Below are 17,319 nucleotides of genomic sequence, written 5' to 3'. Positions count from 1 at the left end.
CAGCGGCTCAAGCATTCGTATTCAAGGGTTATCATGGAATTTGAAAAGCAAGATGAATTGCTTTACCCGGAGGGACTGACCAACTGGTCTGGTGCCAAAAAAGGAGGAGTCAGGCAGCCCTTTCAGAAAGATTCCGGAAGGCCGGTAAAAGAGCAATTAGCAACTCCTCTAGTGGAAAAACTGTCAAGTTGGGTTGAGTCAGTAATCGCAGGCACGCCAGGGACTCCTTCGGCTGTACTACTAGTCGGCGGCCCCGGTAACGGGAAAACAGATGCCGTTGAGGGTGCCATCGAAACTTTTGACCGGTTAAGCCTTGCTGGCGGACTGTTGCTGGCTAAGTTCGCCGCTCAGTACGAGACGCCAACAGGGGCTCTTCCCCCTCGGCGAACCGAGGTTAGGTTTAACGGTATCGTACCTGACGGCAGTGGGATGACTTCGGTGATCCGGTTGGTGCAAGACGCCACTGAAAAAGATCCAGCGCAGCCAGGCGAGACAGCGGAGTCGCTGCTACTAGAAGAACTGAGGGGAATTAGGTACGGAGAGTACAACGGAATTTACATCGGCTGTGTAAATCGCGGGATCCTCGCGAACACGTCAGCACTTGCCATCCGAAACGGCGACACAGAGATGGCCTCATTTATCGCAAGAATCGTCTCAGCCGTAAGTGGCGGAGTCGATGCCCCAGCTTGCTGGCCTCTTCAAGAAAGCACCCTTGCTTTGTGGCCAATGGATGTGGACTCTTTGGTAGCCCCTAAAAACGGCGACTCCAACAGCAGCGTCGCCCATCGAGTGCTAGAAAAAGCTCTGGCCGAAGAGAAGTGGAAACCAGCGTGTGACAACAAGACAGACTGCCCGTTTTGTCAGAACAGAAGTTTGCTGGCGAGCAAAAAAGCTCGCGATAACCTGATTCAATTTCTTTACTACTACGAGCTCGCATCTGGCAAGCGATGGACATTTCGTGACCTGTACTCCCTAGTATCCCATCTTTTTATTGGGGAGCCTGGTTCCTTAACAATCGACGGTAAATCCTACGCACCCTGCGACTGGACAACTAAGATGCTGCAACTGGAGGCGAAGGGTCCTGGCACCTTGGCTGGAGCGAGAGCTCGCTACTTATTGACCTCTCGGTTATACCACCACCGACTTTTTTCCAACTGGCCCAAACTAGCCTCGGGAAAACACCTTGAGGCTTACAATGCAGTGTTCGCGGGCTCGAAGGTACCCGACCAGCTTGACGAAAAGTCCTTCAACTTAGCAAAGTATCATTTTAGGTCACTCAAAACTCTGGCCGAGAAAGAACACACCGCCATCAGTGAACTTTTGTCAGGTGATTTCGCCACATTCTTGGACCCCGCGCTTTTATACGGGGAACAGAATATATTTACCGAAGCGAAGGATGGAAAAACAGTTACCGTCAACGACGTGGATGAGCATTTTAGTCTATCCATAAAAGACGGACTGGAACTGGTAGGCAATCGTCTGGCACCGAGCGAACGAAAATTGCTTGCACAGTTATCAGACGCAGATGAAGCGTTGATGGACCAACACCACACCGCCAAGGTATCAAGGCAAGTGCGGCGGCTCCAATCCTCCTTGAGACAATTCGCCGGAAGGTTAGCAAAACGGAGCCTCGGATTAAGATACGGCATTCCTAAAGATCAAACGTTATTCGCAGATTATGCTGGCTTATATCAGAGCGACTTACATCATGAAGCCCTAGAAGACCTTGTCGAACAACTAGTGAACGAAGACAGGCGTTTTTTCAAAATCCCATTATCTACTACCTTTGGGCAGCCAGTTGCACACTGGGACAGGGAGGTTTCGCTTAGAGTTCGCAGCGTAAAGACCTCAATAGAAATGTTTCAAGGAGATATATCTCGGCCGGCAAACCGCTTTCCTTTCATCAAGGTTCACAACCGGTACGTGCCAGTAACTTTCGCATTATACAAAGCTCTCGTGGAACTCGAGGAAGGGTTAGACCCCGCCTCCCTGCCACAGGAAGTATTTGCCCTCTTTGATGAAGTAAAGTCAGTAACAGCAGGCCAGATAGCGAGGGACAAGAACTTTGTAGACGGCAACGTGGATCTAACCATAGGCCAGGAAACCTACACGTTAAAAGTCGGCAAAACTATCCGATTCAGGGGATAAATTCGTGGACACTTTAAAAGATTACTTGAACGACCCCTGGAAGCAGGCGAGCCTACATAAAACTTACAAAGACAGCTTCTTGCACTTGACTCCGTCACCCGAAGTAACGACAGGCGAGATTCTCCTGGCTTCCTTGTATCGGAACGTAGGATTCCTCAATAATAGCGCGGTGAGTGAAACCGTCTGGAACCTTGGAACCCCTTTCAAAAAACAGCTGGAAAATGGCAAGCGTCCGGGTAATGTGCAGAGCGAAGTCGAGTTCGACACCAAGTTGTGGAACAACGTGGTAAATCGAGTAATCGCGACGCCGAATCTAGCGGGACAATCCCGCCAGAGAGGAAGCCAAATTGCCCCGCTTGTGCCCGACGCTACAATTTACTCCATGTCGGCACGACTCAAAGGCCACCCATGGAACCCAGGCAAGCTTGTGGCACGAATGGTAGCTATCGGTTGCGGTGATTACGATGCAGCTCTGGCTATCTGGCAGAAACTATTCAGCAAGTTAAGTGTTACTTCGGAAGAGGATGATATCTGGGCAAGAATGCTGCAATCTGAGTTCGAGTCTTGGCGTGTCGAGAGCCTAAGCCAAGCTTGGCAAAAGCCGACCGCGTTCCCGCAAGATGAAAGCACCTTCCGCGGCCCGTTAAACCTTAACTGCCCGGCCAAGCGTTTTGTCGAAGATCTCCACGTGGTTCTCGATTTGAAACAGGACCTTACTCGTAGACAATGGGTCAGCATGCTGGAGAGTTTATGCCGAATAGGAACCGCTGCTCACGTTACCTGGTGTTGCCACGCAAATGACAGATGCCGCGAATTAATCGAGGATGCGTTGAGCTTAGGGAAGTGCCGTACCGAAGATGAAGTGGCTACAAAGCTATCAACTGGAAAAGGATTTTGGAGCCTTGGGCAGGTCACAGCAAAACCGGTAAAAGAAGCAGCACGTTATTACATCGAAGGGCGTGGTGCCTTGAATCTGTTACTTCACATGTTGGAGCACGCTGGCTTTGACATGTCACAGGTTCACCTAGGGTCAACCGCTGAAATCGCCGCAACTCTGGATTACTTAGTCCGACATCGCAGTAAATTTGATTTCGACCAGTATCTTTCTTACTTTAACCTAATGATAGAAAGCGACCCCAAGGTCGCAGAATGCAAAAAAGGCTCTTCGAAGAACGTATTGGAGTTCTTAGAGCACGTTGCACGCCAACGCATGACCGCCGAGGCTGGACTCGAGGGATATGACCAGGGGTACTACATCGAGAAGCGCGGCCACTACAGGGGCTCGCCCTGGGTTGTTGGCCTAGGCCCCCTTTCGACGCTGTTGATGGTCCACTGCGCAGCCAGCCGCGTAACAGGCCCCTGCACCGTTCAGAATTTGTGCGAGCAGTTAGCCGGCTACGGGATCAGCGCTGAAATGGCCTTAGGGCAAGGTGAGAGCTTGAACAAGAAACTTAGAGAAATGTCTATCGCAATCGACAGCCCTGACGCCGAGGGCGGCATGGTCATCGCGAGCCCACTGGCGAAAGCCGGCAAAGAAGGAAACTAACGTGGTCGGTGATTTTATTGGCTATCTGGTATTAAAGATCCGAAAAGAAGCCGGGCACTTTATCTCTTCGGAAGACAATAACCTGAGGGTCACATTTTCTGCGCCCCCAGCTGGCATCCTCGATGAAATCTACGACAGGTTTGATGCCATGGGCCCTCGTTTGGGGCTTGAGTATGATGGCAACGTGAAGCTGGTGCCCGTATTGCGTGTTCAGGAAGGGGTTGAAGACCCTTCGCACCAGAATACTACCCGGTGTTCGAGTAACCACGTCGTTGCGATAAGGACTTCATATGGCTCGTACTTAGCACTTTCTACTATCAACACTCCTCCGCTGCTGTCTACAGATACCACAGCAAACAAGCTTGGCTTGAATCGGGTAAATCACGTAGCTTTCTCCACATGGAAAGAAGAACCGTTTGTACAGGATGTCTTCGGGGCAGTATTGAGCAGGTTCGTAAATGTCCCTGTTCTCGTGAAGGATCTAGTCTGGAGAGCTCTTGAAGAGGCCTTCATCGAGTCAGCCCAAGCTGGCGACATGCAGGAGCCTTGGGAGCTACTCCGGGCCTTGTACGATCTCGGGGGGAACGGAGAGACAGGCCGCGACTTATGTCATGCCCTTGGAGTACCCAGACTTGATGACGACGAACTTCCTGATCCGACTATAAATCATGAGATTGCCAATTACATGCAGGCTCATGGCTTCACCGCGGGCATCCATTTGTTACAAGGGGATGCGAGCTCGGAAGAGGTTTCTGAAGCACTGAAGCTGTTGAGCCAGGACTTCGTGATGCTGTACCGGACGCCTCAAAGATTCGTGACCCGTCCGCTCGGGAACTATGCGAAGGCCCGGACAACTCAACGGGCATCATGGTGGCATGTACTATCGCAATCTATCTGGATCGAGCTGCTCAATCGGGAAGAAAGTAGAAATCTGGGTACGTTGAACGTTAGCTGTGCAAATGAGCTATTCCGCCCTACGTTGTCTAGCCAGTTGGCAGTGGTGAAAACCTCCCCCCAGTTCCTACTTTCGGCCGACGAAGAATTGGTCGGCGAAGAACTCACCGTGTACCGGGCTTCAGGTCGGAAGACCCTCGAGCTGATTGCTACTATCACCATCAATGATATTGAAACTCAATGGAACGACGATTCGTTACTTTGCGATCATGAGCAATACATTCGCTATGAGTTCACCTGTAACAAGCTCGAAAAACCTGCCACATTTAAACTGATATCATTGGATTCCTATCTTCCTACAGTTGTACTGAACTGCAGGTCAGCTCAGAAGCTGTCTCCTTTCAAAAAGAAAAGAGTGGGCCGTGGAGCAAGGGCTACTGATCAGTACGAATGTGATTTGGTGACCAACGGCACAGGCACTCAAACTATTGAGTTTTTTTATCGTAATACCGTCAGTTTGCCCCTCACGATTCGCGGTCAGTTTGGCGAAGGAGTAAACGCAAGCGAAGTGGTTTGGCCGCTGACAAGCTCAGAGGTACAAGCTTGCCAAGCTTTAGCCGTTATTGAGGTCAGCGAAGACTGCCAGATAATTTTCGAGATAGACCTACCCGAGCTGGACAGGGCGGTCACATATATTCTCAATGTTAGTGCCAACGAGTTTACGGCCAAGGGAGCATCTAGCGAATTCGACAAGCTGGTCACTAACAATTGTACCCGCTCCGACAACGTGGCCAAGACGGATGTTGAGCAATCCATGTTAACTCTTCTCGAGCAATGGATTTTAGAGAGCGAGGAGTCATACTTACCATTGGTTATTGGCCCCGGATTCAAGGAAAGTTGGCATCAGCCAAACTGGACCTTGCAGCCACGCATGTCCAACCTAAATCTGTCCTTAGACCCCCGCCCAAGAACCGACGAACTAGCTCCCCCTAATAGTTATCTGCAAGCACGGAAGCAGGCACGAGAGCTCCTAAAGAGCCTTTGTGACGTTAAAGGGTGCACCATTGAAGCACTCAGCCTTGGCCAGCTCATGCTGGATAAGGACAAGCGCAGCATCATCGAGCGCTACATCTGTGAGTACGCGGACTGGCTAGCGATACCCAACTCCCTAGCAGCCTGGGCTGATCTGATCACAGTCCATAGGGCTCAGCAACAAAGCCACTTTTTAGATTCCAAACCTCTTGCGGTGCTACTGTCACCCTTTCATCCAGTTCGGCTAGCTTGGCAATGCAACGCCCAGCAACTCATGCAGGATTCGATCAATGTAGGATTGCCGTGCCCGGTTGCGGGCATCATCGAGCCATACAGCTTTCCGGACTGTCTGGCTCTGAAGTGCAGAGATATGGACGGCCGGTTTAACCCAGCAGGGTTCGTCGCCGTTAAGAGTTCCTCGGATTACTGGTCAGTTCTGTGGCGGGCGGATCTTATAGCCGAGGTGAGCAAAGGTAATCACGAAGGGGTATTTGGTAATGATCTGGGGTTGAAAATCGAGGGAATGGTCAATGGTTTCAATCGGCAGCAAGTAAGACGCTCCTTAGACGAAATTCGCCATCTCTACCCCGCCAAATCCACTCTCAGGATCTCCTTGCACAGCGACTCATCTGGGTACAGTTCCTGCAACGACGGCATAGATGAGTGGTGCCTGGAGAACCTTGGACCGGATGCAGACGAGTGGTCTCCTGCCGTTGGCTTAACGCTTCAGATAATAGATAAGAGACCTCAAGAGGAGCAGCCTAAGCCAGCTGTGCTTGCTTCCTTAACAGAGCGCTCAGGCACCAAAATTAGATGGTTTACCAATAGCAAGGGAGATCATGCTGAGCGGGATCTTTCCATCGTTGACCACCTCCAGACAATGGATCAAGAGTTCCGGAAAGACGGTGTGCTTTCCCCGGTTGATCCCACGTGCATGTCACGCGTTAGCATCAAGAAAAACGCCGCAGCCCATAGACAATACTTGTCGTTGTCTAGAGCTGGGCAGTTTGTTAGAGAATCAAGCGGCGAGGTATTGCAGGATAACTTGTCTAGGGCTCTAGAGTTACTCGAATCAGCATGTGTCAACGACGCCCAATTTGACAGCCTCAGCTTCGCCCCTAATTTGCAAACTTTGAACAACTCATTGAGGGATACACGCTATAGCGCAATTTCATCATCCGCGGTAGATGCTACTTGCTTCCACAGTCCCGGCAAGGACGCCTACCTCTGGGATTTCGAATTGCCCCGTTATGCTCCTGGTGCGGGGCAATCGAGTGGATTCTATTTGGTGGCAAAGCAGTCACCCACAATGGTAACGGCAGTGAGAAATGTGCTGAGGCAGCTCCCCAGCACAAAAGACGTCAGCGACGCACAAATCTCCTCACTGCTTGACGAGGTATCCCGGCGGGGGATCCCGACTCTGAAACGACTGACAAGCGGAGGCTCCGCTAGCCTGGGTGAAGTAGGAATATTGGTAGCAGCGCGTCTGCTTCAGTCTGACTTCCAACGAGGTAGCGAGGGTCAGGGGCTAATTCCCGCGATTGGTAACCGCATGGTGAATCTCGTGATCCCAGCGGACGTATTCCAACCACGTTTCGACGAGCTACGCAAAGCCCTAGGTGCCGAGAGCAGAGAAAGGCCCGATTTGCTGGTTTTAAGTATTGCCTTCGGTATCGATACCGGGGGGGAATTCCTCGAGCCTAACGCCCTCAAGATTACGCCAATCGAGGTGAAAGCCCGCTCCACCGAGATGACAGAAAGACAACGCGATGAAGCTTTAACCCAAGCAAAGTCGTTCGCTGGATTTCTCGACAAGTTGAACGCACGCGGGAAAAGCTCTGCCCTCTGGGGAATTGCTTACCGTGACTTAATAGCCAGTTGGCTAGATTATGGCTTCCGCGTTTACGGTGAAACCGAAGTTGCTCGAGCTACTCCTCACTGGGTTCAATATCACCAGCAAACCATCGCGAGATTAATGTCTAGTAAGCTGGAAGTTGAGCTCGACCCTGAAGGGCGCCTGATATCCGTTGAGAACACGCCCAAGAGCAGAATATTGACAACGGGAAAAAGCGATCTAAAGAACACGGCTGTACTCGGCTACGAAGTAGCCGGAGCGCTGTTGGCTGGGAATCAGCCTCAAGTGGTTGCTGACATGGTAAATCTGGTAGGAAGCTGGGACTTGCTCGCAGCCAGCAGTGTCAGTAAACAAACGGTTACTGACTCGGAAGTCCCAGCACTTGGGAATAAAGTAGAGCTTGATGGGTCAATGGAGGCACCCTCTCGCCCTAGCCAAAGTTCACCCCAGCATACCGAGCTTCCTGTCCAGATAGGCGAACCAGTCCTAGATGATGAGCCCGAAATGATAATTTCGGAGGACGCCGTTGGCCTCAACTTCAAAATTGGCTGGACTAAGGATCTAATCGGAAGTAAGGATGTCTTTTTTTACCCAGGCAATACTGAGCTTAACAATATTAACATTGGAGTAGTTGGCGACTTAGGGACTGGGAAAACCCAGCTTCTCAAGTCACTGGTATATCAAATGGTTAAGCAGCCAGAGAAAAATCGAGGAGTGGCTCCCAAAATCTTGATATTGGACTATAAGCGGGACTTCAGCGACAAAGAAGACAATTGCCAATTCATAAACAAGGCGAAGGTAAAAGTCGTATCCCCGTACAAGATACCACTAAATCTATTCGCAACTTATGGAGATAGTTCCAATAGAACCATGCTGGATAAAATTGGCTTCTTTCGGGACATATTGCGCAAGATTTTTTCAGTGAACGCCCCAGTCCAAGATAAGAACCTCAAAGAAGCTATCAAAAGGGCTTACCAGCAGGTGAAGGATGACGAGGGACGTGATCCTACTATTTACGACGTCTTCAAGCACTACGAAGCCGTAGTCGATGGCAAGCCAGATTCTGTTTCAGGGATCATCAGCGATATGGTGGATTATGAGATCTTCGAAGATGACCCAACCAAAATTGTTAGCTTCGACGAGTTTTTCGAGGGAGTTGTGGCTATCGACTTGAAAGATCTCAGCGACGAGAAGCTGAAGAAAATGGTAGTTGTGATTTTCCTTAATCTCTACTCGGACTACATGTTACGGGTGAAGAAAAAGCCTTTTCTGGGTAAAGATCCACAAACTCGCTTCATCGACTCTTATTTGTTGGTTGACGAGGCACACAACATTATGCCTTACGAATTTGAAGTTCTAACAAAGCTCTTGGTGCAGGGCCGTGCATTCGGAGTAGGTGTAATCCTTGCTTCACAATATTTTAGCCATTTTAAAACAACGCGCACAGATTATCTCGAGCCCATTGGGAGTTGGTTTATCCATCAGGTACCAGGCTTAACGGCTAGAGATCTGGATAAAATCGGCCTACCGGCTGCCTCTGATAGCATGGTAAATCGTATATCAGGCCTGGAAAAATTTAACTCGCTCTGTAAAACACTTGATTGGAGCGGAGAATTCATCGAGGAGGTTCCCTTCTATCAACTCGACTGACTGCTCAGCGATAGAGGGCGTGAACGGACCTGTCGAATTTTAAGACCCCCGTCCACGCCATAAGTCGCTCGCCTCTGAGTTGTTTTTTTGAGACGTGCAAGCTTTATATATCTTTCGATATTTAAAAGGGGGTAATTCATGGCCTACCTTTCTGTGAGTCGGTTGAGAACAGCAATGAAAGTCCGGAGCAGGAGCTCTCGACGTGGAGGTCGGATATGACTGACTTCCTCTCACCTAAGGAACGGTCAGAAAGGATGGCGCGAATCAAGGGAAGTAACACTCGCCCAGAAATAGCACTGCGTAAAGTGTTGCATAGCCTCGGCTTCCGCTACCGATTAGATGGGGCTGGCTTACCCGGCAAGCCCGACCTTGTGTTCCCCAGATACAAGGCCGTGGTTTTCGTTCACGGTTGTTTTTGGCACAGGCATGTCAACTGCAATATCGCTACAACACCGAAAAGCAATACAGCATTTTGGGTTGAAAAGTTTGAGAAAAACGTCGCTCGAGATAACCGGGTGATAGGGCTCCTCAAGACGGCCGGCTGGAGAGTATTCGTCGCCTGGGAATGCCAGCTTGGGTCGGCCAAAAAGGCGCGGTCAACTGGTGAACGCTTAGCTGAGTCAATACGGGAGAGAAAGGAGGAATTTTTAGATCAGTCAGGAGGGTAAGACGAAACGCTTCATCGCAGGGTGAATTTCTTGAAATGTGTTTTTAATCAAAAAACCGACCTAACCTGCCAGAATGTAACTAGTCAGCACAGCATGGCGAGAGCGGAATGAAGTGGTTCGGCTGTGCGTACGTCACGCCTTTCGGATGTTTAAAGCATATCTGCATGGCCCCCTCGGATCAGGCGAAATCCCATCAGACCGTCCGATCACGCCTCAGGGCATCGGGGACGGACTTGTATTCCAAATGGTATTCCAAGAAAAAGAATAAAGAGATAAAAACCAAACAAATCAATAATTTAAATTCCTAGTTCAGATTACCCCGGCCCACCAAACGAAGCATCAACAAAGCCCGCCTAGTGCGGGCTTTGTTGCGTCTGGGGTTTGGGGTTTGGGGTTTGGGGTTTCTAGCTTGTGGCGCAAGCGCTCTTTGCTGAAAACCAGTCTGGAACGCGGCATTACGTTGTTTTCCATTTCGTGCCAGCAACTCAACCTCGCGATACTCAACCTGGTACGACTTTCAGCTCGCCAGCCAGCCAGCTCCCACCTCACCCCTCGATATCCTCCGCGACCCGAATGCGAGCAAGTAAAGCTACGCCTCGACTCATAAATCACTGCATTTGAAATTGGTTACGCCACGCTCTTCGCGATGCCAGACCCAGTCAGCAAAAGAAATGATCGATTCCCGCAACTCCACCGGCGTCATTCGCGGCGCTGTCCGAACCTGTTTCCTTGGCTACGTCTTAGCTGAACTCCATCGGGGACACACTTCGTTTTCTTCTTCAGCGCCTTTTTTTTATGCAGGTCAATGCAACGAACATCTAAAGGTCGCGTAACCGAACTGTCATATTCGAAGCCCCTAATGCGTTTCAAAATATTGCAGCGATTCAAATGCTTGGCATCAGCGCTGCAAAACTGCCGATGCATGGGTAAAGGATTGCCTTGGATGAACAAGTCCGTCGGCAGGGTGAATTACCCTGTGAACGAGATCCATGATGATCAAGAAACTAGCCGTATCCCTCGTTGGCGCTTTGCTGGGAGGCGCGATGTTGCCTGCCCATGCGGACTTCATCGACGACAGCCATGCCGACTTGACCCTGCTCAACCGCTACCTCAATCAACAAGGCCGTGACGTGGTGGGCAGCACCGCCAAGGCCAAGAGTTATCGCGACTGGGGACAGGGTTTCCAGTTCAATTTCCGCTCTGGTTATACCGAAGGTGCTGTGGGTTTCGGCCTCGATCTTGAGGCGTTCTATGGCCTCAAGCTCGACTCTGGTGGTGACCTGAATAACAAGGATCACCAGAGTCGTTATCCCGGCAGCATGTTCCCGCTGGATGATGGGAAATCCGCCAGTGACTTTAGTGTCTTGAGCCCGACCTTCAAGATGCGCTTCCTCAAGGATGAGTTGCGCGTTGGTATGCTCAACCAAAATAACCCGATGCTGGCCAACACCGATGGGCGTCTGTACCACCAGACCAACACCGGCGTGCAACTGGTGTCGAAAGACCTGTCCGACTTCACCTTCACGGGTGGCGACATCGTCCGGACGAAAATTCGCAATGAAAGCAACGACAGTGACATGACCACTGGCGGCGGTGCGAAACTCAGCGACCGCTTCCTCTATGGCGGTGCTGACTATACGGGCCTGGCCGACACCACCTTAAGCCTGTGGTACTCCAATCTTCAGGACTACTACCAACAAGCCTTCATCGGCGCCAAGCACACCAGCGCGCTGCCGGTCGGTAGCCTCCTCAGTGATTTCCGCGCCTACCGCAGCTTGGGCGTAGGCGGCAACGCGAATGGCGACAGCGACTTTGCCACCGCGGGTTCTTACGGTGACGGCTTGACCAAGGGGCGTATTAACCAGTCCACGATCAGCCTGATGGAAAGCTACAGCCTGGCGGGCCACACCATTGGCTTGGGGGCCCAGAAAAACACCGGTGACAGTGACTTCCCTTACCTGGACTCCGGGCTTAACAGTGGCGATGCCCGACAAGGTCCTGGCGCCGGCGCTGATACACCGGCACTGACCAACCTGCAACTGAACAAATTCCAGCATGCTGGCGAAGAAACCTGGATGGCTCAGTACAAATACGACTTCGGTCAACTGGGCATCAAAGGCCTTGGCTTTATGGCCACCTACGCGCACGGCGATAAGATCAAAGTAACTAAAGGCGGCGACAGCGAATGGGAGCGCGACTTGGCGCTGAGCTATCAGGTGCCTGATGGTAAGTTGAAGGGACTGGGCGTGACCTGGAAAAACGCCCAGGCCAACCCGAGCCTGACGGGCCAGACCAAGCAGGATGAAAACCGGCTCTACGTGAGTTATGTCGTACCGCTTTGGTAAGCATTGATAGTGCAAAAAAGCCCGCAAATGCGTAATGCTGTTCACTTAAGGAAGTCTGGAGGCCTGAGAAGTATCTGTGGCGAGGGAGCTTGCTCCCGCTGGACTGCGTAGCAGGCCCAATTCAGGGCCGCTTCGCGCCCCAGCGGGAGCAAGCTCCCTCGCCACAACTGCGGTTGTGCCTGAAACATCGGCTTAAGTGAACAGCATTGCGCCGATGTGCGGGCATTTTTCTGCTCAACGTTTTTGCAACCATCCCAGAAATCCACCTTTCCTGACCGGCACAGGCTTGGCCATCAACGCCAACCGACTGTTCTGTTGCCGTACCGCTTGCAGCTTGTTCAACGCTTGGCCCACTTCGCTGCGCTGCTCCATGCACTGGCGGGTCAGGTTCTTGTCGAGACGGTAGATGATGGAGGACGTCAGCGCGGTGAACGTCGCCTGGGACGGTGTATCGGCAAGGATGCTCTGTTCGCCCATGACTTCGCTCGGCCCCATGCGACCTGCCTCGGCCAGGCCATTACCGTCGGACACGCTGGCGCTGACGACACCGGTGGCAATCACAAACAGGCTGTCCGGCACTTCGTCCAGATCCAGCACCACCTGGCCGGCGGTGTACTGCTGCGGCACCATCGATTCGGCGAGGCGGTCACGTTCCTCATGGCTAAGCGAGCGGAAAATTTTCACTTCATCGAGCAACGCACGGGCGCGGCTCGAGGGTTCGATCACACCGTCCGGATGCCGCGAGATGCCCGCCGCTTCAAGGTGCCGATGGGCGAGGTCGAACAGTTGATTGCGCACGTCGCCTTTCTTGCCCAGTTCGGCGATGAAACCACTGGCCACGTATTCGGACATTTCTTCACCGGCCTCTTTGAGCAGCGCTTTCGGCGCCGGATCGAGCAACAGACTGCTGCTGCCTTGCAGAGTACGGTCGAGGGCATCGAGCACCCGGCGCGGACGGACGTGGTTCGGCACCATGATGCTGATCGACACGCCGTGCAGGTTGGTCGGGCGGCTGAGGTTGACGATCTTGGCCTTGGCCGCCACCGAGTTCGGCACCACGGCCAGGGTGCCATCGCTGGTCAGCAGATGGGTGGCGCGCCAGTCGATATCGAGCATTTTGCCTTCGACGCCGTCGATCATCACGAAATCGTCCACCTGATAGGGCTTGGTGGTGTTGAGCACGATGCCGGAGAACACGTCGCTCAACGTACTCTGCAACGCCAGACCGACCACAATGGCGACCACCCCGGAGGTCGCGAGCAAGCCTTTGACCGGCAGCTCCAGCACATACCCGGCGGCAGCGACAATGGCGGCCAGGAACACCAGCGCACCAATCACGTCCTGCAACAACCGACCGCTGTGACCGATGCGGCGCATCAGGGCCAGACCGATCACTTCGGTCAGCACCCGCGCGGCGTACAGCCACCAGAGAATCCCCAGTGCCGTGGCGCCCAGTTGCGCAACAGGGTCATCGGCGAACAACGGCGCCTGCAACGGGCTGACGCCGGCGTTGATGACCAGCGCACTGAACGCCAGGAACAACGCCAGACGCACGCCGACCCGCGAGGCGCGGTGCTTGAACGGGGCGAGGTGCCAGAGCAGAGTGTCGAGCACTAGAAGCAGGGCGCTGCAGGACAGTAGGTGGGTGAGGAGAAAGGACATGAGGAACTCCAAAGTCTGGATGACATTTGTGGCGAGGGAGCTTGCTCCCGCTTGAGTGCGCAGCACTCACAAAATCGTCGGTGTCTTGAGGATTTTGGGGCCGCTGCGCAGCCCGGCGGGAGCAAGCTCCCTCGCCACAATGTGGACTCAGTTCAGATGGGCCTTGAGCTCAGACGCCGCTTGTCGCACTGCGGCCTTCACTTCAGGTATCTGGCTCAGCGGATTGAGCAGGCCGAAGTCATGAATCATCCCGTTGTAGCGCACCGCGGTCACCGGCACGCCGGCCGCATCGAGGTGGCGAGCGTAGCCTTCACCTTCGTCACGCAGCACGTCGAATTCGGCGGTCTGCACCAGCGCGGCGGGCAGGCCCTTGAGCTGTTCGGCGCTGGCATTCAGTGGCGAGGCATGGATCTGCGCGCGTTCGGCCGGGCTGGTGGTGTAGTTGTCCCAGAACCACTGCATCATGCCTTTGGTCAGGAAGTGGCCTTCGGCAAACTGCTGGTACGAGCCGTTATCGAACCCGGCGTTGGTCACCGGCCACATCAGCAACTGGAAACGCAGGGCCGGGGTGTTCTGTTCCTTGGCCATCAACGCCACCACCGCCGCCATGTTGCCGCCGACGCTGTTGCCGGCCACCGCCAGACGCTTGCCGTCGACACCGATGTCCTTGCCATGTTCGGCCACCCATTTAGTGGCGGCGTAGGCCTGGTTGATCGCGGTCGGGTAGTGCGCTTCCGGCGACGGGGTGTAATCGACATACACGGCAACTGCCCCGGAGCCCACCACCAGATCACGAATCAAGCGTTGGTGGGTCGGGAAGTCGCCCAGTACCCAACCGCCACCGTGGAAGAACATGAACACCGGCAACTCGCCCTTGACCTTGGCCGGACGCACCACTTTCAGGTTGATCGTCTGGCCGTCGACCTTGATCGCCTTGTTGCTGACATCAACACCGGACAGATCGACTTTCACCGAGGCCTGGGCACCGGTCAGCACCGCGCGGGCGTCTTTCGGGCTCAGTTGTTCCAGCGGCTTGCCGCCGCCGGCGGCGAGGGCGTCGAGGAAGGCCTGGGTGTTGTGTTCGACTCCGGGGCTGCCGGTGGCGAAAGCGTTGCCGATGGACAGGGCGAGGAGGGAAGCGGTGAGGGTTTTCTTGAGGCTCATGGTCAATTCCTTTTTCAAACGTTCGAGTTTTTATGCCTTGGGATCGGGCTGCTGTGACGCTGGGGTTCAGGTCTCAGCAACACCGTGAGCACAGATTAATGAGGTGCCTGAAAGTGAAAAAGCGGCTATAAAGCGTTTAACTGTCAACCAGGGAGTGACAATGAACCCGTTCGAAGACATGCGTATTTTTTGCCAGGTCATGGACTCCGGCAGCTTCACGGCGGCGGCCGATCAGTTGGGCCTGTCCAAGCAGTTCGTCAGCCGCCGGCTGATGCAATTGGAGGAGCGCCTCGGTGTGCGCCTGCTCAACCGCTCGACCCGGCGGCTGGACGTCACTCCACTGGGGCAGAGCTATTACGAATCGGCGCTACGTCTACTGAGCGAAGTCGAACACGTGGAGCAGGGCATCGCCGGGCAGACCAGCGAGCCACGCGGCACCATTCGCTTGAGCGCGCCGCTGTCGTTCGCGGTGGCGCACTTGGGGTGCCTGCTGCCGGTGTTTTTGCAGCGCTATCGCGACGTCACGGTGGAAGTGGATTTGAGCGACCGGCCTGTGGACTTGCTCGGCGAAGGTTACGACCTGGCATTGCGTATCGGCGTGCTGGAAGACTCGACGCTGATCGCCCGACGCCTCGCCGCCATCCAACGGGTGTACTGCGCGAGCCCGGCCTACCTGGCCGAGCGCGGTACGCCGGTTCACCCCGAAGATTTGCACAGCCATGACTGCCTGCCTTACGGCCACGGTCGCCAGGTGCAATGGCGGTTCGAAGGGCAGGGCAAACCACTGACCGTGAACGTCACCGGAAGGATGCGGGTCAACAACGGAGAATTGCTCAAGGACGCGGCCATCGCCGGCATGGGCATTACTTATTTGCCGACCTTCATTGTCGGTTCGGCCTTGAAGGACGGGCGGCTGGTGCCGGTGCTGGACAACTTCTGCCCTGCGCCGTTGACGTTATCGGCAGTTTATCCGCAGCATCGTCAGGGCTCGCGACCGGTGCAGGCACTGATTGAATTCTTGCGTGAACGGCTGGATCGGACCGAGGGCGGGCTTTAAATACAGCAGCCTCCAGATGCTTGGCGAAAGAGTTTTCTCAGCACAGACTTTTCCAGATTCGCACATCCATACAATCGCTCTGCTGCGACGAAGCCGAAAATGGCGCCTCTCAAACGTATCCGGAGAAGTGTTATGGCAACCGCAAAAGCAGTACCAGGTAAAGGTCTGATTGATCCAAGCAACCACGCTCTGATCCTGATCGACTTTCAGTCGCAGATGTCATTTGCGACCAAATCCATCGACGCTGTCACACTTCGTAATAACGCCGCACTGATCTCCAAGGCAGCGAAGGAGTTTGGCGTTCCTTCCATTCTTACCACCGTCGCTGAAAAAAGCTTTTCGGGCCCGATGTTTGAAGAAATTACCTCCGTCTTCGCCGGTCAGGAACTGATTGACCGGACCAGCATGAATACCTGGGAAGACGAGCGCATAGCCGTCGCCGTGAACAAGATTGGTCGCGACCGAATCGTTCTTGCCGGTCTCTGGACTTCGGTCTGCATTGTCGGCCCTGCGATCTCGGCGCTTGAACAAGGCTTCGAGGTCTACATCATTTGCGATGCGTGCGGTGACGTTTCGGATGAGGCTCACGAGCGCGCTATCGAGCGCATGATTCAAGCCGGTGCGCGTCCGATGACCTCCCTCCAGTACCTCCTGGAACTGCAGCGTGACTGGGCTCGCAGCGACACCTATAACGAGACGGTGAAAACCTCTATCGCTCACGGCGGCGCGTATGGTCTTGGTTTGATTTATGCCAAAACCATGTTTAACGCATCGGAAGGTCACTGATCTGTATTGCGCCTCTTCCTTGATGGGGGAAGAGGCGCACTCAGGTGAGCGTTGGGAGGCAATGGAACATGTCCACATCTGATATGAATACGACGACTGCACCGGATGTGGCGCTGTGTTGGCTACGCATCACCGGTGTACTGATGCTGTTGCTGGTGCACGGATTGCCTAAGCTTTTCGATTTTGAGCACGAACTGGCGTTGATCGAAGACCCGTTTGGCATGGGGGCCCGGTTGACCTTGTCGCTGGCAATTTTCGCGGAAGTGTTTTGTCCGATATTCATCGCAGTGGGACTGCTGACGCGCCTTGCGACACTGCCTGTTCTATTTTTACTGGTTGTATCGGTTGTCCGGGTTCATCCCGAGTGGAGCCTGGCCGAGGGCCAGTTCGCCTGGCTGCTGCTGATCATCTTCTCGACGATTCTTGTCGGCGGGTCTGGAAGATTGGCAGTGGGTACGAGTCTGTCGCATCGCTGGCCGCTCCTGAGCAAACTGTAGGGAGGAAAGTATTAA

The 17,319-nt window shown here is 53.7% G+C and carries 10 protein-coding genes; 8 read left to right on the top strand and 2 right to left on the bottom strand.

What is annotated here, in order from left to right; genetic code table 11:
- Window positions 1-33 precede the first annotated feature (33 nt).
- From KRR23_RS09695 to KRR23_RS09675, 5 genes are all read left to right on the top strand, one after another.
- A complete protein-coding gene (locus KRR23_RS09695) occupies window positions 34-2,148 on the top strand; it encodes a hypothetical protein (RefSeq protein WP_216742330.1) in 2,115 nt (704 codons plus the stop codon).
- 4 nt (window positions 2,149-2,152) lie between these two features.
- The gene (locus tag KRR23_RS09690; RefSeq protein ID WP_216742329.1) at window positions 2,153-3,694 is read left to right on the top strand and encodes a hypothetical protein; all 1,542 of its coding nucleotides are present in this window, start codon (window positions 2,153-2,155) and stop codon (window positions 3,692-3,694) included.
- A 1-nt stretch (window position 3,695) separates the two neighbouring features.
- A complete protein-coding gene (locus KRR23_RS09685; protein ID WP_216742328.1) occupies window positions 3,696-9,125 on the top strand; it encodes an ATP-binding protein in 5,430 nt (1,809 codons plus the stop codon).
- A 215-nt stretch (window positions 9,126-9,340) separates the two neighbouring features.
- Window positions 9,341-9,793, top strand: a complete 453-nt coding sequence (locus KRR23_RS09680) for a very short patch repair endonuclease (RefSeq protein WP_216742327.1) — start codon at window positions 9,341-9,343, stop codon at window positions 9,791-9,793.
- 992 nt (window positions 9,794-10,785) lie between these two features.
- Window positions 10,786-12,138 carry an OprD family outer membrane porin gene (locus KRR23_RS09675; protein ID WP_216742326.1) on the top strand — a complete coding sequence of 451 codons (1,353 nt, stop codon included), beginning with the start codon at window positions 10,786-10,788 and terminating at the stop codon, window positions 12,136-12,138.
- A gap of 234 nt (window positions 12,139-12,372) precedes the next feature.
- Here the strand turns inward: KRR23_RS09675 and KRR23_RS09670 are convergent, their stop codons facing one another.
- Entirely contained in the window at window positions 12,373-13,800 is a 1,428-nt protein-coding gene (locus tag KRR23_RS09670) for a mechanosensitive ion channel family protein (protein WP_216742325.1), read from the bottom strand.
- A 147-nt stretch (window positions 13,801-13,947) separates the two neighbouring features.
- A complete protein-coding gene (locus KRR23_RS09665; RefSeq protein ID WP_216742324.1) occupies window positions 13,948-14,964 on the bottom strand; it encodes an alpha/beta hydrolase in 1,017 nt (338 codons plus the stop codon).
- A 160-nt stretch (window positions 14,965-15,124) separates the two neighbouring features.
- Here KRR23_RS09665 and KRR23_RS09660 point away from each other — a divergent pair, with 160 nt between their 5' ends.
- The 3 genes from KRR23_RS09660 to KRR23_RS09650 all read left to right on the top strand — a co-directional run bounded on the left by KRR23_RS09660 (window position 15,125) and on the right by KRR23_RS09650 (window position 17,304).
- Window positions 15,125-16,021: a LysR family transcriptional regulator gene (locus KRR23_RS09660; protein WP_216742323.1), complete on the top strand. Its 897-nt coding sequence runs from the start codon at window positions 15,125-15,127 to the stop codon at window positions 16,019-16,021.
- Window positions 16,022-16,153: 132 nt separating this feature from the next.
- Window positions 16,154-16,807 carry a hydrolase gene (locus KRR23_RS09655; protein ID WP_216742322.1) on the top strand — a complete coding sequence of 218 codons (654 nt, stop codon included), beginning with the start codon at window positions 16,154-16,156 and terminating at the stop codon, window positions 16,805-16,807.
- Between the two features lie 83 nt (window positions 16,808-16,890).
- The gene (locus KRR23_RS09650; protein WP_216742464.1) at window positions 16,891-17,304 is read left to right on the top strand and encodes a DoxX family protein; all 414 of its coding nucleotides are present in this window, start codon (window positions 16,891-16,893) and stop codon (window positions 17,302-17,304) included.
- Window positions 17,305-17,319: the final 15 nt, after the last annotated feature.

It is taken from the genome of Pseudomonas sp. CVAP#3 (assembly GCF_018986375.1).
GTDB classification, from domain to species: domain Bacteria; phylum Pseudomonadota; class Gammaproteobacteria; order Pseudomonadales; family Pseudomonadaceae; genus Aquipseudomonas; species Aquipseudomonas helvetica.
Note: the sequence above shows the minus strand (reverse complement) of the source record. Positions and strands in the feature narration are given on the sequence as shown.

Excerpts from the sequence above, each read along its gene's own strand:
- KRR23_RS09660 (WP_216742323.1), top strand. The coding sequence starts at position 15,125 with ATGAACCCGTTCGAAGACATGCGTATTTTTTGCCAGGTCATGGACTCC.
- KRR23_RS09650 (WP_216742464.1), top strand. The coding sequence starts at position 16,891 with ATGAATACGACGACTGCACCGGATGTGGCGCTGTGTTGGCTACGCATC.
- KRR23_RS09665 (WP_216742324.1), bottom strand. The coding sequence starts at position 14,964 with ATGAGCCTCAAGAAAACCCTCACCGCTTCCCTCCTCGCCCTGTCCATC.
- KRR23_RS09655 (WP_216742322.1), top strand. The coding sequence starts at position 16,154 with ATGGCAACCGCAAAAGCAGTACCAGGTAAAGGTCTGATTGATCCAAGC.
- KRR23_RS09680 (WP_216742327.1), top strand. The coding sequence starts at position 9,341 with ATGACTGACTTCCTCTCACCTAAGGAACGGTCAGAAAGGATGGCGCGA.
- KRR23_RS09695 (WP_216742330.1), top strand. The coding sequence starts at position 34 with ATGGAATTTGAAAAGCAAGATGAATTGCTTTACCCGGAGGGACTGACC.
- KRR23_RS09675 (WP_216742326.1), top strand. The coding sequence starts at position 10,786 with ATGATCAAGAAACTAGCCGTATCCCTCGTTGGCGCTTTGCTGGGAGGC.
- KRR23_RS09670 (WP_216742325.1), bottom strand. The coding sequence starts at position 13,800 with ATGTCCTTTCTCCTCACCCACCTACTGTCCTGCAGCGCCCTGCTTCTA.